The following is a 19,200-nucleotide window of genomic DNA, read 5'->3' as shown; positions in this document are numbered from 1 at the left end:
ATCGAGCTGGTCGTAACGGTCAGAAGTTCACGCCAAGCGATAGCCAGACCTGGCGCGGATTTCCGTAGAAGGCCGTGAGCACGCCTTCGGTGCCGAGCGTCGGGTCGAAGCCCGGCTGGCCGAACGGTACGTTGAACGGTGCCTGATTATTGCCCACGAACTGACCGGTCAGCAAATTCTGGCTGAGGAAGTTGTAGCCGGAGACGATGTACTTCTTGTTCGTCAGGTTCTTGCCATGAAGACCAACAGTGTAACGGCTTCCCGGCGAGCGCCAGACGAGGTTGGCGTCCCACAGTGCGAAGCCCGACTGGTCGAGCGGCGGCGTGCTCCATTCGAACTGCTGGCTGGCGCTGCGGTAGGATAGGGTGGTGTTGGCGTTCAGGCGTCCGCCGGCAACGGGTACGTCATATTCAACCGTGCCGCTGAGCGTCCATTTCGGTGTGTTCTGGATGTGGAAGAAGTCGGCGGCGTCGATCTCAATCGCCCTCGGCAACGGTGCGCCGGTGACCGGATCGAATAGCGTCGTCGTGATGAACTCTTTGTACTTGCCGTCGAGGTAGCCGACCGTGCCGGACAGCCGCAGCCTGTCCCCGGCGGCGGCAAGGTTCTCGGCAACGTCCGCAGTGGTTTCCAGCTCGACTCCGTTGAAGCGCGCCTTGCCGGCATTGGTGGTCACGCCGATGAAGGTGGGAACGCCCTGAAGCACGGTCCCGAACGAGCCGGGTACCTGAACATCCTTGTAGTCGGCATGGAACAGGGCGAGCGCCCATTTGAGGCGGCGGCCGAGCGCGGCTCCTTTCCAGCCGAGTTCATAGCTGTTCACCTTTTCAGGATCGAACGCCATGAATTCGAACAGCTCGTCCTCGGTGCAGGTGCCGCCGGTCGCTCCGCGGCATGCCGTGCTTTGGCCGCGCGGATCGAAGCCGCCGCCTTTGAATCCCTGCGAATAGCTCAGGTAGAAATTGTGATCGCTGTTCGGCTTGAAGCTGATCGAGGCGCGGGGCGTGAAGGCCTTGTCGGTGCGCCGCCCGAGATAATCCGAAGTGGGGTCGAGGAACGGCACGCCGACCCCGAAACCGTTTGAGCCGCCGAGTAAGGGTGAGCCGCCGTTGATGTAATTCTGGCGTAAGATGCGGGATTTACGCTTGTCGTTCGTATATCGCCCGCCCAGCGACACGCTGAACATGTCGTTGATGTCGTAGCTGAAGTCGCCGAACACCGCCCAGGTATTGGTGTCGACGTCCCCCTGGGTGAGACCGGTGAGGCCGGGCAGGACCGTTGGGGCGGACGTGTACAGCCGGACGTCGAAGGCGGTGAAGGCGTTGGCGCTGAGGTAATATGCGCCGACGACTCCGCCCAACGGACCCTTTTCGATGACCGCCTGCAGCTCCTGGCTGAACTGCTTGTTCTTGTAGATGGCCGGCACGTCGACATCCACGGCTTCCAACGCGTCGAAGTCGATCGGCGTATGGCTCGTGTCCTTTCGATACGCGGTGATCGAACGTATCTTGATCCCTTCGGCGACTCCGATTTCACCGTGCAGCGCGAGGCCGCCGCCCGTCACCTTCTGCTTCGGGTCGGCAAGGCCGCCCCGGGTGTCGAACACGTCGTCGAGCACAGGCTGATGGGTCACCAGGCTTGGAATCAGGCGATGGCCGCCGCGCGCGTTGCTGTCGTCCCAGCTGTAGTCGCCGGAAAAGCGCAGGAACATGTCATCGTTTGGGACGGCCTCAAATGTGCCGCGGATCGCCCAAATGTCCTTGTTGTAATTCTCTTCGCCGGTCGTGAGGTTCTCGCCGAACCCGTTGCGCGTCAGGCGCGCGACCGAACCGCCGATCCTGAAACCGTCGGTCAGCGGCGTCGAAGCGGAGCCGACGACGTCGAGCTGGCCATACGTGCCCACGTTCACGCGCGCATTGACGTGCGGGCCGTCGCCCGGGATTCGCCGGGTCACGTATTTCACCGCGCCGCCGATTGTGTTGCGGCCGTAAAGCGTGCCTTGCGGGCCGCGCAGGACCTCGATCCGCTCGACGTCATAAATGTCGAGCACAGCTGCCTGAGGGCGGTTGAGGTATACGTCGTCGAGATAGATGCCGACGCCCTGCTCGAAGCCCGCCACGGGATCCTGCTGGCCGACGCCGCGAATGAAGGCGGTAAGCGTCGTGTTCGTGCCGCGTGAGGTTTCGAGCGTGACGTTTGGAGTGGTGTCGCCGATGTCGGTGATGTCCAGCGCGCCCTGACGCTCAAGCTGCTCTCCGGAATAAGCCGTGACAGCAACCGGCACGTCGAGCAGCAACTCATTGCGGCGGCGGGCAGTCACGACGATCTGCTGGTCGCTCGCGGCGGCGGCCTCATCCTCGGTCTGCACATCAGCAGCCGGTGCGGCGTCGCTCGGCGCATCGGTAGCCGGCGCGGGATCGCTCGACTGGGTCGGCTGCGCCAGAACTGGAGCTGCAAGAAGGGCCGCCGCGGCAACCGTGCCGAACATCGCGGCGCGTGCGATCGAAACGCGCATTTTTTGTATCTCCCCTTGGACGGCGCATGTGCGTTGCGCGCGTCGATAATCGCAGGCATAATGAAAGTTGAACCGGCTTTCAACTTGCGATTTTGCGCGGGGACTCGGTAGGGAGCGTTCATGGGGGCTGGCTTGAGCAATGACGGGCAGATCGGCGTTGCCAGCAGCGGCAAGGCTCCCCGCACGGCGCGGGGCGAGCGCACGCTGAGGAAGATCCTCGATGCGGCCCGCGACGAAATCGGGGAGCGCGGCTTTTCAGACAGCTCGATCGTCGGGATCACCCAGCGGGCCGGCGTCGCTCTCGGGACCTTCTACACATACTTCGATTCCAAGGAGGCGCTGTTCGAAGCGCTTGTCCGGGACATGTCGGCGCAGGTCCGCGACCATGTTGCGCCGGCGCTGGAGGAAGCCGGAGACGTTTTCGACGGCGAACGTCTAGCGCTCGAATCCTTTTTGCGGTTCGCACGCGAATATCGCCACGTGTACCGGATCATCGATGAAGCCGAATTCGTGGATCCCGCGGGCTTTCGGGCGCATTATGAGACCACCGCCGAGCGCATCGCTGCGCGGCTCATCGCCGGGCGGGAGCGGGGTGAAATTGCATCTTCTTATTCACATGAGGATCTGGAAGTCCTCGCCTGGGCTTTGATGGGCGCGAACGTGTTCCTGGGGTTGCGCTATTCGGTGTGGGCCAGCGCCGACCCCGCGTCCGTCGCAGCCGCGACGAGCCGGGCATTGCGCGCGGGGCTAGGCAAGTGATGGCTTCCGGAGAAGCCGCCGGAGAGCAGGCCTACCGCGATGGCTACGTGCAGCTTCGCGATGACTTGCGCATGCATTATCGCGACTATCCGGGCAGCTCGGAATTGCCACCGCTGCTTTGCCTGCACGGGCTGACCCGCAACGCTCGGGATTTCGCTCAATTCGCGGAGCGCTATTCCCCCCGCTTTCGTGTCATCGTCGTCGACTTTCGCGGCCGGGGGGATAGCGACCATGATCCCATCCCCGCGCGGTACAATCCTCTGACATATGCCGGCGACGTGATCGAACTGCTGGACAGCCTGGGGATTGATGAGGCGATCTTCGTCGGCACCTCGCTTGGCGGCCTGGTCACGATGGCGATCGCTGCCACTGTGCCGGATCGGATCCACGCCGCGATTCTCAACGATGTGGGCCCGGAGCTCGAGGATGTCGGGATCGACCGGATCATGACCTACCTTGGCAACGATGCCCGGTTTGGCAGCTGGCAAGAAGCCGCGGCGGCGGTTGCCGAGAAGCATGGCCCGGCCTTTCCCAACTACGGACAGAGTGATTGGCTTGCCATGGCAAGACGCAATTGCCGCGAGCAGGATGGCGAAATCCGCTTCGATTATGACATGGCCATTGCGGAGCCGTTCAAGACTGCGGGCCCCGTCCCCAAGATCGACACGTGGCCGCTTTTCCTCGCACTCGCGCAAAAACCGCTTCTTGTGATCAGAGGGGAGATCAGCGAGTTGCTTGGGGCGCGTGCTGCCCAAAAGATGTGCGAGCTTGCGCCGTCCATGCAGTTCGCCGTCATCCCCGCGACAGGCCATGCGCCGGAACTGAGTGAACCGGAAGCCGTCGCGGCAATCGACAGCTTCCTGGAAACGCTGGTCGCACGGGTTGAACCGTCATCTTAACCGGTTAAGGGCGGACGCTCATGACTGCCTCCGCGACTGACACGCTTCCGCCCCGCGCTCGTAAAGTGAAGATCCTGGCGACGCTCGGACCGGCTTCAAGCGACGCCAAGACGATCCGCAAATTGATGGCGGCCGGCGCTGACGCATTTCGCATCAACATGAGTCACGGCGACAAGCGCCAGAAGGCGCGTCTCGTCGAGGCCATCCGTGGCCTCGAGAAGGAGTTTCACCGACCGACGACCATTGTTTTCGACCTGCAGGGGCCAAAGCTGCGCGTCGGCCACTTTGAAGGCGGACAGGCAACGCTCGAACGCGGCCAGCGCTTCCTGTTCGACCGTGACGCGGCACCGGGCAGCAGCGAGCGCGTGCAGCTCCCGCATCCCGAACTGTTCCAGTCGGTAAATCCGGGCGCCCATATCCTGGTCGACGACGGCAAGGTGAGGCTGAAGGTCCTCAAGGCCGACGACAATCGCATCGAGGCGGAGGTCGTCGTTGGAGGGCGCGTTTCGGACAACAAGGGCGTCAACGTTCCCAATGTATTGCTGCCGATCCCGGCGCTTACGAAGAAGGACCGGTCGGACCTCGAGTTCGCGCTGGAGCAGCGCGCCGACTGGATCGCATTGTCGTTTGTCCAGCGGCCGGAAGACGTGGCGGAGGCGCGCTCCCTCATCGGCGAGCGCGCGGCGCTGATGGCGAAGATCGAGAAACCGGCGGCGATCGACCGATTGAACGACATAATCGCGCTTGCGGACGGCGTGATGGTCGCGCGCGGCGACCTTGGCGTGGAGCTTCCACCCGAGGAGGTTCCGCCGCTCCAGAACCGGATCGTTGCCTGCGCGCGCCAGTTCGGAAAGCCTGTCGTCGTCGCGACGCAGATGCTCGAATCCATGATCACGTCGCCGACGCCTACGCGCGCCGAGGTCAGCGACGTTGCCACGGCCATCTACGACGGGGCCGATGCGGTGATGCTGTCCGCGGAAAGTGCGGCCGGCCAATATCCGGTCGAGGCAGTCGCGATGATGGACAGGATCGCGGTAAGCGTGGAGCGCGATCATACCTACCAGGCGCGAGTGCACTTTACGCAAACCCAGCTCGAGCCCACCACCGCTGATGCTCTCGCAGGGTCCGCCCGTCAGATCGCCAGTACCGTCTCGGCCAGCGCGATGGTTTGCTACACGAGCTCAGGCTCGACGGCCCGGCGCATCGCACGCGAAAGGCCGCCGGTGCCCCTGCTGGCAATGAGCGCGTCGATCAATACATCGCGCCGGATGGGACTGCTTTGGGGTGTGCACGCCGTGCACACGCGAGATGTCGCGAGCTTCGAGGAAATGGTGGAGAAGGGTAAGCGCATGGCGCTGCGCCACAGCCTGGCGCAGGGTGGCCAGCGGATCGTGCTGATGGCAGGAATTCCTTTCGGGACCGCAGGATCCACCAACGTGCTGCACGTAGTCAGGCTGATTGGCGACGAGCTCGAGCGGCACAGCTCAACGCGGAAGTAGCGCGGGCAACTCGTCTGCGATCTCGCGAGCGAGAAAGCCGATTGGACCCACCTCCTTCGCGAGGGCCGCGCCGGCTTCGCCGTGAAGCCAGACCGCCCAAAGCAATGCATTGAGCGGCTCGGCCCCGCGCGCGAGCAGGCCGCCCACGATGCCGGCAAGCACGTCGCCGCTGCCCGATACACCGAGCCCCGGCGCGCCGCCTTGATATGTCCACGTCGACCCGTCCGGCGCGACGACGTGACTCTTCACCCCTTTGACCAGCACGATCGATCGATAGAGCTGAGCTGCGCGATGACCGCAGCCGATCGGGTCGCGGTCGATATCCTCCTCATCGCAGCCCAGCAGCGACGCGAGCTCTCCCACATGGGGAAGCAGCACTGGCGCCTGGTCGCGTTCGGGTATCGGTGATGACAGCGCGTGCAGAAGCGCGGCGTCCAAAGCGACCGCAGCGGAGCATTCGAGCAGCGCGCGGGAAATGCGTTCGCACGATTCGTTCTGCGTCATGCCTGGCCCCGCGACGACGGCGTCTGCTTCGTCGGCATACCCGCGCAAAAGCTCGACGGCGTCGCCGCCGAAACCGCCATCTTCATCCTCGGGCAGGCCAACGACCATCGCCTCGGGCATCGACACCCCAAGGTAGGGCGCCGCGCTTTCCATGGTCGCGATGGCCAACTTGCCCGCGCCAGCGCGCATGGCCGCGGTTGCGGTCAGCATCGCGGCGCCGGGGACCTCGCGGCTCCCTGCGACGATGAGGATGCGACCTTTGGTCTCCTTATCGCCGTCGACGACCGGGGGCAGGGGATGAGCTTCGAGCGCGCTCCGGTCGAGCACCTGGCCCTCGCTCACCGTGACCCTGCAAGAGCGTCCGGCGCCGAGGTCTTCGCGGTGCCTTCGGTTTCGAGTGGCGCGCCATAATTCCACAGCACGAGTTCCGGCACACAAAGGCCCTTTGCATCAGGTTCGAACTCGTAGGCGCAGATGCCGCAGTTCAAAACTTCGGACTGCTTGTCGATCGCAAGGATTTGCTGCTCATCGAGTTCCTCGAGGATGTAGCGCATGCACAGGACAACGACCTGATGGCAGACGACGGCGACCCGCCGATTGCAGTAATGCAGGTTGATCGTGTTCAGCATCGATCGGAGGCGAAGGATGACGTCGGCCCAGCTCTCTCCGCCGGGCGGTCGATGGTAGAACTTGCCGAGGCGGGTGCGGTGAGCGGCCTCTTCGGGGAAACGCGCGCGGATCCCGGCAGTGGTCAACCGGTCGAACACGCCGAATTCACGCTCGCGGAGGCGTTCGTCGATAATCGTGCGCGCCGGGCCCCCTGCAAGCGCTCCCGCCTTGCAGATCAGCTCAGCCGTCTGTTTTGCGCGCAAATATGGGGAGGCGAGTATGACCTCGGGCCGCTCGTTAGCGGGTAGCGAAGCGAACCACCGGCCGGCCGCCTCGCCCTGGCGATGTCCGAGCTCAGACAGCGGCACGTCAACGTCGCGAACGTCGATCGCGATCTCGTGGTGCCCGGCTGCGTCGGCCGCATCGCGCGCGACATTCCCCTGGCTCTGGCCGTGCCTGACCAGCCAAAGTCGCTCAGGCCAATTCTGGCGCATCGGGCCTATCCTCCTGCTCGCTCAAAGCACGAGGCAGACGAATGTGCCAAGCATGCCAAAACGGCCGCAAATTAGCCTGGTTCGGACGGGCCGTGCTATTTGCGGGGCCGATGAGGCTCTATTTCCCATGATCACGCATTGGTTGCGTCAATGAGCGACAAGGGCAACATCTTCGCGAGCTTCTTTCAGGCAGGGTTCGAATGTTCTTCGCACCGGCGGCGTGATGGCGTGCGTCTCGACCTGATACGCGCGACCTCGCACGACCGTCACGTCCTGTCCGATTATCGGCAATGCGCCGAACTGGGCCTCAGGACGCTGCGGGACGGCCTTCGCTGGCACCTGATCGAGAAGACCCCGGGCAATTACGACTGGTCGAGCTGGCTTCCCGCCCTGGAGGCCGCAGAACAGCTCGACCTGCAGATCATCTGGGACCTTTTCCATTACGGCTCCCCGGACTGCGTGGACCAAGCGGCCCCGGGCTTTGCGCAGCGCTTCACCGACTTCGCCGTCGCCGCGCTCGAGTTGCATCAAACGGTAAGCGGACGCACGCCGGTCGTTTGCCCTCTGAATGAGATCAACTTCCTGTCCTGGGCGGTCGACGACGGCTACTTTCCGAGGGTTGGCCCGGACGAGCAGGGTTGGTTCAAATATCAACTCGTCGGCGCCGGCATCATGGCCTCGCGAGAAATCAAGCAACGCTGGCCCGACGCCACGATCGTGTGGGCCGAGCCACTGATCCACATCGCACCGCATAACCAGCGCCGGCCCACCATCCGTGCCGCCCGCAGGAATTTGCAGGGGATGTACGAGGCTTACGACTGGATCACGGGCAGGGCCGAGCCCCAGCTCGGCGGCGATCCGTCGCTCGTCGATGTCGTTGGGCTCAACTTCTATCCGCACAACCAATGGTATTTCGAAGGCCCCACGATACCGATGGGACACCACGAATATCGGCCCCTGTCCGACATGCTAGTCGAGGTAGCCGAACGCTATGGCAAGCCGGTCTTCATTTCGGAAACCGGCGCCGAGGGGTCGGGCCGTCCTGCGTGGCTGCATTATGTCTGCGATGAGGTACGCGACGCGCTCACGCGTGGTGCCGACGTAAAGGGCATCTGCATCTACCCGGTCACCGCTTATCCCGGCTGGGACAATAGCCGGCACTGCGAGGTCGGCCTGTTCTCGCCGATCGGTTCGGACGGCAAGCGACACGTTTATCGGCCGCTCGCCGACGAGCTTGAAAGACAACGGACGATCTTCGGCGTGGATGAGGAGTCTTCAGGCAACTTCCGGCGGATTCGAATAGCCCGCTAGGCAGGCTGTTCCGCGGGCGCAGCCGACTTCGCTGCATATTTCCGGACTTCGGCAAGCTGGACCCGGCCCCATTCGTGGCCATAGCCGTCCGGTTCGACATTTTCGGGCTGGTCGAGCAATTTCTGCCATCGCCGCAGCTCTTCGATGTACGGATCGTAGGGCACGCGCTCGAAGGCCTCTTTGTCGGCCACATCGTAAATGCCGATCTTCGCCCACTTCTGCGACCACCAGTCGGGTAGGTCGACGAACGGGTAGAGGCACACCCCGTGAAGATCGACGCCGGCGTTGATGGCCTTGAACGACTCTTCCATCGTCATGCGCAGCCATTGGGCGCGATTGTCCTGGAAGCCGCTGGTCTCGCCGATGATGATCGGTCGGCGGTACCGCTCCCAGGCGAATTGAAGCAACTCGCTCAAAGGCTTGCGACGTGGGTCGCGTGGGCCGAGGATTTCGCGCTTCTTGTCGGCGTCGAGCTGGACCTGGCTATAATGGTAGACGTTGACGCCGACGATATCGAGGATGTCGGCTGAGCCGCCGAGCTCGGGTGCGAGCCGGCCGCACAGCATGTCCCACGCTTCAAAAGCTTTCCGGTGAGCTTCGTCCCGCGCCTCGTCGGCGAGGTCCGGTCGGTCGGGCGGGGGAACCGCGTGCACGATCGGATCGACATGCACCATCCGCGCCTTTGCCTCGACCTCGCGGATCGCCTTGGCGCCTTCAATCGCCATGTGCGCGAGCGCGCGCTTGAGCTCATCCTCCCGCCCCTTCGCGAACGGATACATCCATTCGAGGTCGGTGGCCGCGGCGGAGAAGAAGCTGATTTCGTTGATCGGCGTGAAGAAATACGGTCCGTCGGCGGTGCTCGTGACGAATTGGGCGACTTCCCGGCAGTAATTGACGAAGCGCTTGCGGCATTCATCGGAAAACGGGTCGCAGCCGTCGGGAAAGCCGTAATGGCAAAGGTCCCAGATCGGCGTCAGCTTGCATTGCGTCGCGGCCTTCTGGACCGCTTCGACGCTCGACCAGTCATAGCGACCTCCGCCGAGATCGACGACCGGCCAGCGAACCGCCTCGCGGACCGTCCCGATGCCGAGATCCATCGCCGCTTCGAAATCGGCCTCCAGATGGAGGTCGTGGCCCGTCGCGCTGACATAATCCTTTCGCTGGCGGTCCTTCCACACGAAGGTCGAGCATTCGAAACCCGCCATGAAGAAAGTCGGGAAGATCGCGTCGGCGCTGCGTTCAGCCATGGGGTGACAACACGCCGCGGCGACGGTTGTTCAAGTCACCGGCGCGGCCTGAGGATCCTCGGAGGGAGTGCCGACGAACGGCCATCCGTCGCGCCACTGGATGCGGTCGATAAGCATGATCCGGCGGCTGTTGATCTCATCTTCCTGGCGCTGGCGGGGCCGGTTTACGTCGATCGCGTGATAAATGATCCAGGTCTCGCCCGCGGCGTCGGTCACGATGCAATTATGTCCGGGCGCTAGCCAGCGATCGCTTTTGAAGAGCATCAGGCTGTGGGGGATGCCCCGGGCTTCCTCGAGGGTCTCAAACGGTCCTGTGGGCTCGCGAGACCGGGCTACCATGACGCCATATTCCGCGTCCGGCCCGCAGCAATTATCGCCCGAGTAGAAGATGTAATAATATTCGTCGTGGTGCACGACCCAGGCGGCCTCCACGAGGCGCGGGAATGCGCCCTCGATCGGGTTCGGCCATATGACGTCGACCGGCTCGCTGCCCGGCGCGAATGACATGTGGTCATCGGCGAGTTCCTGCACCTTGATCGGCTGGAATCCCGATCCCCAGTAGAGGTATCTTTTGCCGCTGACTGGGTCATCGAAGACCATCGGGTCGATATATTCGAACCCCATGCCCAGAAGCAGCGGGAGGCCGATGTCGACGAACGGACCCGCCGGAGACAAGGAGCTTGCGATGGCGAGGCAATGTCCTCGCTCGGGGACGTCACAAAGATCGGGCGTCGCCGAATAATACATCAGGTAGCGGTCGCCGTCCTTGAGCACGTAAGGTGCCCAGAAATCCTGCGTGCCCTGGGCCCACGCGGGCTTGTCCGGCAGTGCATCCCCGAGATGCTGCCAGTGAACCAGGTCAGACGAGCGCGCGACCTGGATGTTGATCCATTTGCCCTCGCGCAGTGTCTGCGTCGCGTAAGCGTAATAATAGCCGTCGTAGGCGTGGACGACTGCCGGGTCTGGGAAATCCTCGTCCAGGACTGGATTGACGTAGGATCTCGCTGCCGGGACCGACACGCCATTCGCCGCCGGCTCGGCAACGCCGGGAGAATCAAGCGATGCAGCCATGGCCCGCACATATTGCTCGCGCGGGCGACGGGGAAGCGGGAACGTTGCTATTCCGCGGCAACGGCCGCCGGCTGAAGCCCGTCACGCTGCTTGCGCTCGTCGATGCGCCGGAAGGTCGCGAGCGCCTGCCCGACGATTTGATCCATATTGTAATAGCGATAGGTCGCGAGGCGGCCGACGAACGTCACATTCTCGGTAGCGTCCGCAAGCGCCTCGTAACGTTTGAATAGCTCCTGATTCTCGGGGCGCGGGATGGGATAATAAGGATCGCCCTCTGCCGACGGATATTCGTAGGTCACCGTGGTGACGTCGGATTCTTGGCCCGTCAGATGCTTGTATTCGCTGATCCGGGTGTAAGGCACTTCGGGCGAGGGGTAATTGACGGTTCCGGTCTCCTGGAACCGGTCCTGCTGAAGCGTCTGGTGATCGAACTTCAGGCTGCGGTAGGGCAGCTTGCCGAAGCGGTGATCAAAATATTCGTCGATCGGTCCCGTGTAGACGACGTGGTCGGCGATCTCGTGCGCGCGATCCTTGAATTCACGAAAATCGACGCCGGTCCGAACCTCGATCAGCGGATGGTCGAGGATTCGTTCGAACATGGCAGTGTAGCCGTCGCGCGGCATGGCCTGGAACGTATCGGTGAAATAGCGATCGTCGGTGTTGGTCCGCGTCGGGATGCGCGCCGTCACCGACTTGTCGAGCTCGCTTGGGTCGAGCCCCCATTGCTTGCGGGTGTAGCCCTGGAAGAACAGCTCGTAGAGCTCGCGGCCGACCGCATTGATGACGACGTCTTCGGACGTCTGGATGTCGGCAACTGGATCTGCGCGCGATGCCAGATATTCGGCCGCTTCCTCGTCGGTCTCGAGGTCGAGATCGAACAGCTTGTTGAGCGTGGTCCGGTTGATCGGGATCGGCACCAGCTTGTTGCGCACGACCGCGCGAACGCGATGTTCGTAGGGCCGCCACTCGGTGAATTGCGAGAGGTAGTCCACGACCTGGTCGCTGTTCGTGTGAAAGATGTGCGGGCCGTATTTGTGGTAGAGGATCCCGGCCTCATTTGGCTCGTCGTAAGCGTTTCCGCCAATGTGCGGGCGGCGGTCGATCAGCAGGACGCGCGCGCCATGCTGTGAAGCAAGGCGCTCGGAGATCACGGAGCCAGCGAAGCCGGCCCCGACGACCAGATAATCGTAGCGGCTGGTGCCGCGATTTTCGCCGGTCATTCTGCCGCCACGAGCAAGGCGGAAGAGCGTGTCGCTGCCGGCTCGCCGAGAACCTCGGCGATGAGGCCGGCCATGCGCGCCTGCGTCGTGTCCCAACTGGTCGCGGAAAGCATCAGGTCGGCTTCGGCGAGCCATCCGCTTTCTGGATTTCGCGAAAGCTCGAGCGCCTTCTCACACCCGGCGACGAATTCCTCGGGCGTCGAGGCGATCTGGACGCCCTGGAGGTGCCCATAGTGGCGCACGACGTCCTTGATCGGAGTCGAGACCACCGGCTTCCCGCCGGCCAAATATTCAGGAGTCTTGGTCGGCGAGATGAACTGGGTCGATTCGTTCATCGCGAACGGCATCAGGGCGACGTCCCAGCCGGACAGATAAGCGGGGAGCTGCTCATACGTCTTTCCACCGAGGTAACAGATGTTGTGCCGGCGCGGCAGCTCGTCCTCGCTGATCTTGACCACCGGACCGACCATCACGAACGACCAGTTCGGGCGCATCGCGGCAACCCGGTCGAGTAGCTCGATATCGAAGCGCTCATCGACCACGCCGTAAAAGCCGAGGCGCGGACGCGACAGGTCCTCTTGGTCCGCAGGATCGAACATCTGGGCGCGCGCTTTCGCGAAGTGCGTGCGGTCGACTGAAGAAGGGAAGCAGTGGACGCTGCGATGGCGGTCCTTCTTCGCCTCGAAGAGGCTCGACCCGCCCGTGAACACGACGTCTGCCTTGTCGATCAGCTCCTGCTCCAGATCGAGCAGCTTGGTCGGCGCAAACTTGAACTTGCTGAGCTCGTCCATCGCATCGAACACGACGGCGTCTGCCTCGATATGCCGCGAGAATGGCAGCATCATGGGCGTGTAATACCAGGAGACCAACCGACCCTTAATGGTCGAAAGATGCGCATCGAGCAGGCGCTTCAGGGTCGCTTCGCGGGCGTCCTCCGGCATGCCTTCGGGAAGGTGGGGGACGACGATCCGCAAATTCGCGACGCCTTCAGCCTCGCGAACTTTGAGGTAGGATGTTTCCTTCGGTCCGATTTCGATCGGTTCCTCCCAGAAGATAACCTCCATGTCCCTCACAAAGCGGCTCATCAGATGCTGCGGACGCTGGAACACGAAGTCCCACCGCAGGTGCGAAAAACAGATCAAAGTTGTAGGGTGCTGATCCGGGACCGAGGGCTCGGCTACACGGTCAACTGGCACCCCGACGCGAGTCAGCATTTCTGGTTCTACCTCTTGCTGTTGGAAACCCAATGGATGAACGGGGCAGCGGCCATTCCGGTTCCGCAACACTGATCGAAATTAGGGCGATTCCTGCTGTTGTGCGGCGCAACATTCGCCGAGGTGACCGATTGACGCGCCAAGCGGGGCTGTGGAAGGGATAACGCCGAGGAGAAACAGGCTTGGCGACGACCATTGAAGAGCTCGAAAAGCGCCGTGAGCTCGCCCGCCTTGGCGGCGGCGAGAAGCGGATCGCGGCCCAGCATTCCAAAGGGCGGCTGACCGCCCGCGAGCGCATTTCGGTGCTGCTCGATCCCGGCAGCTTCGAGGAATATGACATGTTCGTCGAGCACAATTGCTCCGACTTCGGCATGGAAAAGCAGAAGGTCCCGGGCGATGGAGTCGTCACCGGCTCGGGCACTATCAACGGTCGCCTTGTATATGTTTTCGCGCAGGACTTCACGGTCTTTGGCGGTTCGCTCTCCGAGCGCCATGCCGAGAAAATCTGCAAGGTCATGGACATGGCGATGAAGGTCGGGGCGCCACTGATCGGCCTCAACGACAGCGGCGGCGCTCGCATACAGGAGGGCGTCGCCAGCCTCGCCGGCTATGCCGAGGTGTTCCAGCGCAACGTGCTCGCGTCGGGGGTCATCCCGCAGATCAGCCTGATCATGGGGCCATGCGCGGGCGGTGCCGTCTATTCACCAGCGATGACCGACTTCATCTTCATGGTGAAGGACAGCTCCTACATGTTCGTCACCGGGCCGGACGTGGTGAAGACCGTCACCAATGAGATCGTCACCCAGGAGGAGCTGGGCGGCGCCGTCACCCACACGACAAGGTCCGGGGTCGCTGATGTGGCGTTCGAGAATGACATCGACGCGCTGATCGCGACCCGCGAGTTCGTGGACTTCCTGCCCTTGTCGAACCGCCACGACCTGCCGGAGCGGCCGTGCGACGATCCGGTCGACCGGATCGAGGACAGCCTCGACACCCTTATCCCGCCGTCGGCCAACCAACCCTATGACATGCATGAGCTGATCCGGAAGGTCGCGGACGAAGGCGATTTCTTCGAGATCCAGCCCAATCATGCCCCGAACATCCTCGTCGGCTTCATTCGGATCGAAGGGCGAACCGTCGGCATCGTCGCCAACCAGCCGATGGTGCTTGCGGGCGTGCTCGACATCAATTCTTCGAAGAAAGCGGCGCGCTTCGTTCGTTTCTGCGACGCCTTCGACATCCCGATCCTGACCTTCGTCGACGTGCCGGGCTTCCTGCCGGGCGTCGGGCAGGAGCATCACGGGATCATCAAGCATGGCGCGAAACTGCTTTTCGCTTATGCCGAGGCGACGGTGCCGAAGATCACAGTCATCACCCGCAAAGCCTATGGCGGGGCGTACGACGTCATGGCCTCCAAGCATCTTCGCGGCGACTTGAACTATGCCTGGCCGACCGCCGAGATCGCGGTGATGGGCGCCAAAGGCGCGGTCGAGATCATCTTCCGCAAGGACGCCGACAATCCGGAAGAGATCGCCAAGCGGACCGCCGAATATGAGGAACGCTTCGCCAACCCCTTCGTGGCGGCGAGCAAGGGCTTCATCGACGAGGTGATCATGCCGCATTCGACGAGACGGCGCGTGGCGATGGGCCTGCGAAAGCTGCGCAACAAGCAGCTCGAGAACCCGTGGAAGAAGCACGACAACATTCCGCTGTGAGGCAGTCATGAGCACCTACAGCGCCTCGATTCACTGGCACCGCACCGGCGATGGGGACTTCACCAAAGGTCAGTATAGCCGCGCGCACGAATGGGCGTTCGACGGCGGCGCGGTGGTTCCGGCAAGTCCCAGCCCGCATGTCGTCCCCGCACCGTGGAACGATCCGAAGGGCGTCGATCCCGAAGAAGCGTTCGTCGCCTCGCTGGCCTCCTGCCACATGCTGTTCTTCCTGGATTTCGCCCGGCGCGACGGGTGGACGGTCGACAGCTATCACGACGAGGCCGAGGGCGTGATGGAGAAGAACGGCGCCGGGAAGATTGCGATCACCCGCGTAACCCTGCGTCCGCGCATCATCTGGCACGGCGGCACGCCCGACGAAGCGGACATCGCCGACCTGCACCACCGCGCGCACGAAGCCTGCTTCATCGCCAACTCTGTGACGACCGAGGTTACGGTCGAGTCTTAGGCAATGTCATGCTGAACTTGTTTCAGCATCCATTGCCGAGAGTGAAAACGAAGCGAGCTCAGGGTGACGGAAGCGGCGGCAGGCCCAAGCTAGGAGCTAAATCCGCCCACCGCGGATTCTCGCTCTCTATGAGGTTGATCTTCCACTGACGATGCCACCGCTTGAGCTGCTTCTCTCTTGAGATGGCATCGAGCATCGTCTCGAATTGCTCGAACCGCACGAGCCTATTTACGCCATACCTTGCTGTGAATCCCTTCACACCGCCGGTTCGGTGCTGATAGAGTCGCGCGATCAGGTCGGAGGTGACGCCGACGTAAAGCGTCCCATATTCCTGACTGGCAAGCATGTAGACGCACGGCTGTTTCACGGCGGCAGTGCATGCGAAGGAATGGATGCTGAAACAAGTTCAGCATGACGGAGTAAGTTCATGAAACTAGGCCGCCTCAACCATGTCGGCGTTGCGACGCCGTCGATCGAGCAGAGCCTCGAGCTTTACCGCGACATGTTCGGCGCGGAGCCGCACGGGCCTGCCTTCGACCTTCCCGCGCAGGGCGTGCGCGTCTGCTTCGTCGACACGCCGAACAGCCAGATCGAGCTGATCGAGCCGCTTGGCGAGAATAGCCCGATCGTGAAGTTCCTCGAGAAGAACCCGCTCGGCGGTCAGCATCATGTCTGCTTCGAAGTGCCGGAGATCCACGCAGCCAAGGCCGAATTCGAGGCGAAGGGCGCGCGTGTCCTGGGCGAGCCGCGCATCGGCGCGCACGGGACGCTCGTCTTCTTCGTCCACCCCAAGGACATGGGCGGCGTTCTGACCGAAATCATGGAAACGCCGGCGCACTAGCCCGTGTGCAACCTCTACACGCAGTCCAAATCGGTGGACGAGGTCGCGCAATTGTTCCGCGACATCCAGATTCCGCTGCGCTTTCCTGAAGGCGTCCCGAACCTCCAGCCTCGCGAGGTCGCGATCACCGATCCCGGGCCGATCGTGCGCGTCGCCGACGATGGCGATTTCGACCTTGTGGTGAGGCGCTGGAGCTGGCCCGCGCCGGGGGGAAAGCCAGTGTTCAACTTCCGCTCCGACGGGCGGGAATTCGGAAGCGGCCGCTGCCTGATCATCGCGGATAGTTTCTTCGAATTCACCAAGCCGGAGGACCCCAAGGCCAAGCGCAAGCACAAATGGCGCTTCACGATGAAGGACGCGAACCAGTTCGCGATCGCGGGCTTGTGGCGCACCGATCCGCAGGTCGGCGAGGCGTTCACGATGCTGACGACCGAGCCCGGAGAGGACGTGCAGCCCTATCACAACCGCCAGATCGTCGTGCTCGCCCCCGACGATTTCGGCGCGTGGCTGGATCCGACAGTGCCCGCTGCCGAACTTTGCAGTCCGCTTCCCGCGGGCAGTTTGGACGTTGAGCAAATCTGCTGATTGAACCTGTGCTCCTGTAAAGGCAGGAGCCCCGACTTTGCTCTTTTGACTGGACCCCCGGCTTCGCCGGGGTACACGGGTGCCGCATATGACCTCTGACAAGCGCCAGGACTGGGAAACCCTCGCCGCGAAGGAATCGCGCGGGAAGGACCTGTCGCGCGAGACGTTCGAGGGCATCAGGCTAGAGACGGTCTACGGACCCGATGCGGCGGGCGGCATCGACAGCGGTTATCCAGGCCTCGCGCCTTTTACACGCGGGCCCTACGCGACCATGTACGCGGGCCGGCCCTGGACGATCCGGCAGTACGCCGGCTTTTCGACCGCCGAGGAGTCCAATGCCTTCTACCGCCGTAACCTCGCGGCGGGGCAGAAGGGCCTCAGCGTCGCCTTCGACCTCGCCACCCACCGCGGCTACGACAGCGACAACCCGCGCGTCGCCGGCGACGTCGGAATGGCGGGCGTTGCGATCGATACCGTCGAGGACATGAAATTGCTCTTCGACGGCATCCCGCTCGGCGAGATGTCGGTCAGCATGACCATGAACGGGGCGGTGCTTCCGGTCATGGCCTTCTTCATCGTCGCCGGCGAGGAGCAGGGCGTCGGCCACGACAAGCTCACCGGCACGATCCAGAACGACATCCTGAAAGAGTTCGCGGTCCGGAACACCTACATCTACCCGCCCGAGCCCTCGATGCGGATCGTCAGTGATATCATCGGCTATTGCGCGGCCGAGATGCCGAAGTTCAATTCGATCTCCATCTCCGGCTATCACATGCACGAGGCGGGAGCGACGGCGGTGCAGGAGCTCGCCTACACGCTCGCCGACGGCATGGAATATGTTCGCTGCGCTAAGGCCGATGGGCTCGACATTGACGATTTTGCGCCTCGCCTAAGCTTCTTCTTCGGCATCGGCATGAACCTGTTCATGGAGATCGCGAAGCTGCGCGCCGCGCGCACTTTGTGGCACCGGATCATGACCGATCTCGGCGCCAAGAACGACCGGTCGAAAATGCTCCGCACCCACTGCCAGACGTCGGGCGTCAGCCTCACCGAGCAGGACCCGTACAACAACATCATCCGCACCACCATCGAGGCGCTCGCCGCGGTGTTGGGCGGCACCCAGTCGCTCCACACCAACAGCTTCGACGAGGCGATTGCGCTGCCCACCGATTTCAGCGCACGCATCGCCCGCAACACGCAGCTGATCCTCGCTGAGGAGAGCGGCGTGACGGCGGTCGCCGATCCGCTCGGAGGCAGCTTCTACGTTGAGAGATTGACGCGCGAGCTGGAGGATAAGGCCTGGGCCTTGATCCAGGAAGTCGAAGAGCATGGCGGGATGACGAAGGCGGTCGCGGAAGGGCTGCCCAAGCACCGGATCGAGGAAGCCGCGGCGGCGCGCGCGGCGAAGGTCGACACGGGCGAGACGGTGATCGTCGGCGTCAACCGCTACCGGCTGAAGGACGAGCCCGCGGTAGACATCCTTGAGGTCGACAATGCGAAGGTGCGCGCATCCCAGATCGCCAAGATCGAAAAGGTTCGGGCCAGCCGCAACGAGGAGAAAGTCCGGGCCGCGCTGGATGCGCTCGAATCTGGCGCGCGGGGCGAGGGCAACCTGCTTGCCTTGAGCGTCGACGCGGCCCGCGTGCGCTGCACGCTCGGCGAGATCTCCGATGCGCTTGAGCGGGCTTTCGGCCGCTACGGGACCAAGCCGCAGCCGGTGAGCGGAATCTACGGCGCTGCGCGGAAGGACGGTGGCTGGATGGCAGCGGTCGAAGCGACTGAGGCTGTTGCCGGGCGCCTGGGCCGCAAGCCCCGCATCATGGTCGCCAAGATGGGCCAGGACGGCCACGACCGCGGTGCGAACCTCGTGTCGTCGGCGTTTACCGACCTCGGCTTCGAGGTGATCCCCGGGCCGTTGTTCCAGACCCCGCGCGAAACCGCGCAGATGGCCATCGAGAATGACGTCGACGTCGTCGGCGCAAGCTCGCTCGCCGCCGGGCACCGGACATTGATCCCGGAGATGATCGAGGCGCTGAAGGACATGGGTCGCGCCGACATCAAGGTGGTCGCGGGCGGCGTCATCCCGCCGCAGGATTATGCAATGCTCCGCGCTGCGGGCGTGCAGGCGATCTTCGGTCCCGGCACCAACCTCGCCGACGCTGCCGACGAGGTGCTGCGCCTGCTCGGTCACAATCGTCCGCCGCTCGACGAGGCGGCGGAGTGAGTTGGCCCGTATTCCGGCGGAGGCCGG

The 19,200-nt window shown here is 63.3% G+C and carries 17 protein-coding genes; 9 read left to right on the top strand and 8 right to left on the bottom strand.

What is annotated here, in order from left to right; translation table 11 throughout:
* Positions 1-19 precede the first annotated feature (19 nt).
* Positions 20-2,515, bottom strand: coding sequence for a TonB-dependent receptor (locus LZ538_RS01835; protein WP_249830297.1), 2,496 nt, complete (start codon positions 2,513-2,515; stop codon positions 20-22).
* Positions 2,516-2,635: 120 nt separating this feature from the next.
* Here LZ538_RS01835 and LZ538_RS01830 point away from each other — a divergent pair, with 120 nt between their 5' ends.
* From LZ538_RS01830 to pyk, 3 genes are read left to right on the top strand one after another with little or no spacing between them, the layout of a single operon-like run.
* On the top strand, positions 2,636-3,274 hold the full coding sequence (locus tag LZ538_RS01830; RefSeq protein WP_249830296.1) for a TetR/AcrR family transcriptional regulator: 639 nt from the start codon (positions 2,636-2,638) through the stop codon (positions 3,272-3,274).
* Entirely contained in the window at positions 3,274-4,173 is a 900-nt protein-coding gene (locus LZ538_RS01825) for an alpha/beta fold hydrolase (protein WP_249830295.1), read from the top strand. The genes LZ538_RS01830 and LZ538_RS01825 overlap by 1 nt, the downstream gene beginning before the upstream one ends.
* Positions 4,174-4,193: 20 nt before the next feature.
* Entirely contained in the window at positions 4,194-5,672 is a 1,479-nt protein-coding gene (gene pyk / locus LZ538_RS01820) for a pyruvate kinase (RefSeq protein ID WP_249830294.1), read from the top strand.
* Here pyk and LZ538_RS01815 read toward each other — a convergent pair.
* Entirely contained in the window at positions 5,658-6,518 is an 861-nt protein-coding gene (locus tag LZ538_RS01815; RefSeq protein WP_249830293.1) for an NAD(P)H-hydrate dehydratase, read from the bottom strand. The two genes, pyk and LZ538_RS01815, sit on opposite strands and share 15 nt — an antisense overlap.
* On the bottom strand, positions 6,515-7,279 hold the full coding sequence (locus LZ538_RS01810; protein ID WP_249830292.1) for a histidine phosphatase family protein: 765 nt from the start codon (positions 7,277-7,279) through the stop codon (positions 6,515-6,517). The genes LZ538_RS01815 and LZ538_RS01810 overlap by 4 nt, the downstream gene beginning before the upstream one ends.
* Positions 7,280-7,429: 150 nt before the next feature.
* Here LZ538_RS01810 and LZ538_RS01805 point away from each other — a divergent pair, with 150 nt between their 5' ends.
* The gene (locus tag LZ538_RS01805) at positions 7,430-8,590 is read left to right on the top strand and encodes a glycoside hydrolase family 1 protein (RefSeq protein WP_249830291.1); all 1,161 of its coding nucleotides are present in this window, start codon (positions 7,430-7,432) and stop codon (positions 8,588-8,590) included.
* On the opposite strand, the gene LZ538_RS01800 is transcribed toward LZ538_RS01805, so the two are convergent.
* From LZ538_RS01800 to LZ538_RS01785, 4 genes are read right to left on the bottom strand one after another with little or no spacing between them, the layout of a single operon-like run.
* A complete protein-coding gene (locus LZ538_RS01800; RefSeq protein ID WP_249830290.1) occupies positions 8,587-9,837 on the bottom strand; it encodes a hypothetical protein in 1,251 nt (416 codons plus the stop codon). The genes LZ538_RS01805 and LZ538_RS01800 overlap by 4 nt on opposite strands.
* 30 nt (positions 9,838-9,867) lie before the next feature.
* Positions 9,868-10,908, bottom strand: coding sequence for a glycoside hydrolase family 43 protein (locus LZ538_RS01795; RefSeq protein ID WP_249830289.1), 1,041 nt, complete (start codon positions 10,906-10,908; stop codon positions 9,868-9,870).
* A gap of 47 nt (positions 10,909-10,955) precedes the next feature.
* Positions 10,956-12,128, bottom strand: coding sequence for a UDP-galactopyranose mutase (gene glf, locus LZ538_RS01790; protein ID WP_249830288.1), 1,173 nt, complete (start codon positions 12,126-12,128; stop codon positions 10,956-10,958).
* Complete coding sequence (locus tag LZ538_RS01785; RefSeq protein ID WP_249830287.1) at positions 12,125-13,213, bottom strand: glycosyltransferase; 1,089 nt, start codon at positions 13,211-13,213, stop codon at positions 12,125-12,127. Before LZ538_RS01785 ends, glf begins: the two co-directional genes overlap by 4 nt.
* A 311-nt stretch (positions 13,214-13,524) precedes the next feature.
* Here LZ538_RS01785 and LZ538_RS01780 point away from each other — a divergent pair, with 311 nt between their 5' ends.
* Both LZ538_RS01780 and LZ538_RS01775 read left to right on the top strand, forming a co-directional pair.
* Positions 13,525-15,057, top strand: coding sequence for an acyl-CoA carboxylase subunit beta (locus LZ538_RS01780; RefSeq protein WP_249830286.1), 1,533 nt, complete (start codon positions 13,525-13,527; stop codon positions 15,055-15,057).
* 7 nt (positions 15,058-15,064) lie between these two features.
* Positions 15,065-15,523, top strand: coding sequence for an OsmC family protein (locus LZ538_RS01775; RefSeq protein WP_249830285.1), 459 nt, complete (start codon positions 15,065-15,067; stop codon positions 15,521-15,523).
* Positions 15,524-15,581: 58 nt separating this feature from the next.
* On the opposite strand, the gene LZ538_RS01770 is transcribed toward LZ538_RS01775, so the two are convergent.
* The gene (locus LZ538_RS01770) at positions 15,582-15,890 is read right to left on the bottom strand and encodes a GIY-YIG nuclease family protein (RefSeq protein WP_249830284.1); all 309 of its coding nucleotides are present in this window, start codon (positions 15,888-15,890) and stop codon (positions 15,582-15,584) included.
* 60 nt (positions 15,891-15,950) lie between these two features.
* Between LZ538_RS01770 and mce the strand changes: the two genes are divergently transcribed.
* The 3 genes from mce to scpA all read left to right on the top strand — a co-directional run bounded on the left by mce (position 15,951) and on the right by scpA (position 19,173).
* The gene (gene mce / locus LZ538_RS01765) at positions 15,951-16,364 is read left to right on the top strand and encodes a methylmalonyl-CoA epimerase (RefSeq protein ID WP_249830283.1); all 414 of its coding nucleotides are present in this window, start codon (positions 15,951-15,953) and stop codon (positions 16,362-16,364) included.
* Between the two features lie 3 nt (positions 16,365-16,367).
* The gene (locus LZ538_RS01760) at positions 16,368-16,949 is read left to right on the top strand and encodes an SOS response-associated peptidase (RefSeq protein ID WP_249830282.1); all 582 of its coding nucleotides are present in this window, start codon (positions 16,368-16,370) and stop codon (positions 16,947-16,949) included.
* Positions 16,950-17,037: 88 nt separating this feature from the next.
* On the top strand, positions 17,038-19,173 hold the full coding sequence (scpA, locus tag LZ538_RS01755; RefSeq protein ID WP_249830281.1) for a methylmalonyl-CoA mutase: 2,136 nt from the start codon (positions 17,038-17,040) through the stop codon (positions 19,171-19,173).
* The last annotated feature ends 27 nt before the right edge of the window (positions 19,174-19,200 follow it).

The organism is Sphingomonas hankyongi, assembly GCF_023516575.1.
Taxonomy (GTDB): domain Bacteria; phylum Pseudomonadota; class Alphaproteobacteria; order Sphingomonadales; family Sphingomonadaceae; genus Sphingomicrobium; species Sphingomicrobium hankyongi.
Note: the sequence above shows the minus strand (reverse complement) of the source record. Positions and strands in the feature narration are given on the sequence as shown.

Bases quoted from the DNA above. Each gene is read 5' to 3' on its own strand.
- LZ538_RS01835 (WP_249830297.1), bottom strand. From the start codon at position 2,515: ATGCGCGTTTCGATCGCACGCGCCGCGATGTTCGGCACGGTTGCCGCG.
- LZ538_RS01830 (WP_249830296.1), top strand. From the start codon at position 2,636: ATGGGGGCTGGCTTGAGCAATGACGGGCAGATCGGCGTTGCCAGCAGC.
- LZ538_RS01825 (WP_249830295.1), top strand. From the start codon at position 3,274: ATGGCTTCCGGAGAAGCCGCCGGAGAGCAGGCCTACCGCGATGGCTAC.
- pyk (WP_249830294.1), top strand. From the start codon at position 4,194: ATGACTGCCTCCGCGACTGACACGCTTCCGCCCCGCGCTCGTAAAGTG.
- LZ538_RS01810 (WP_249830292.1), bottom strand. From the start codon at position 7,279: ATGCGCCAGAATTGGCCTGAGCGACTTTGGCTGGTCAGGCACGGCCAG.
- LZ538_RS01805 (WP_249830291.1), top strand. From the start codon at position 7,430: ATGAGCGACAAGGGCAACATCTTCGCGAGCTTCTTTCAGGCAGGGTTC.
- LZ538_RS01800 (WP_249830290.1), bottom strand. From the start codon at position 9,837: ATGGCTGAACGCAGCGCCGACGCGATCTTCCCGACTTTCTTCATGGCG.
- LZ538_RS01795 (WP_249830289.1), bottom strand. From the start codon at position 10,908: ATGGCTGCATCGCTTGATTCTCCCGGCGTTGCCGAGCCGGCGGCGAAT.
- glf (WP_249830288.1), bottom strand. From the start codon at position 12,128: ATGACCGGCGAAAATCGCGGCACCAGCCGCTACGATTATCTGGTCGTC.
- LZ538_RS01785 (WP_249830287.1), bottom strand. From the start codon at position 13,213: ATGAGCCGCTTTGTGAGGGACATGGAGGTTATCTTCTGGGAGGAACCG.
- LZ538_RS01775 (WP_249830285.1), top strand. From the start codon at position 15,065: ATGAGCACCTACAGCGCCTCGATTCACTGGCACCGCACCGGCGATGGG.
- mce (WP_249830283.1), top strand. From the start codon at position 15,951: ATGAAACTAGGCCGCCTCAACCATGTCGGCGTTGCGACGCCGTCGATC.
- scpA (WP_249830281.1), top strand. From the start codon at position 17,038: ATGACCTCTGACAAGCGCCAGGACTGGGAAACCCTCGCCGCGAAGGAA.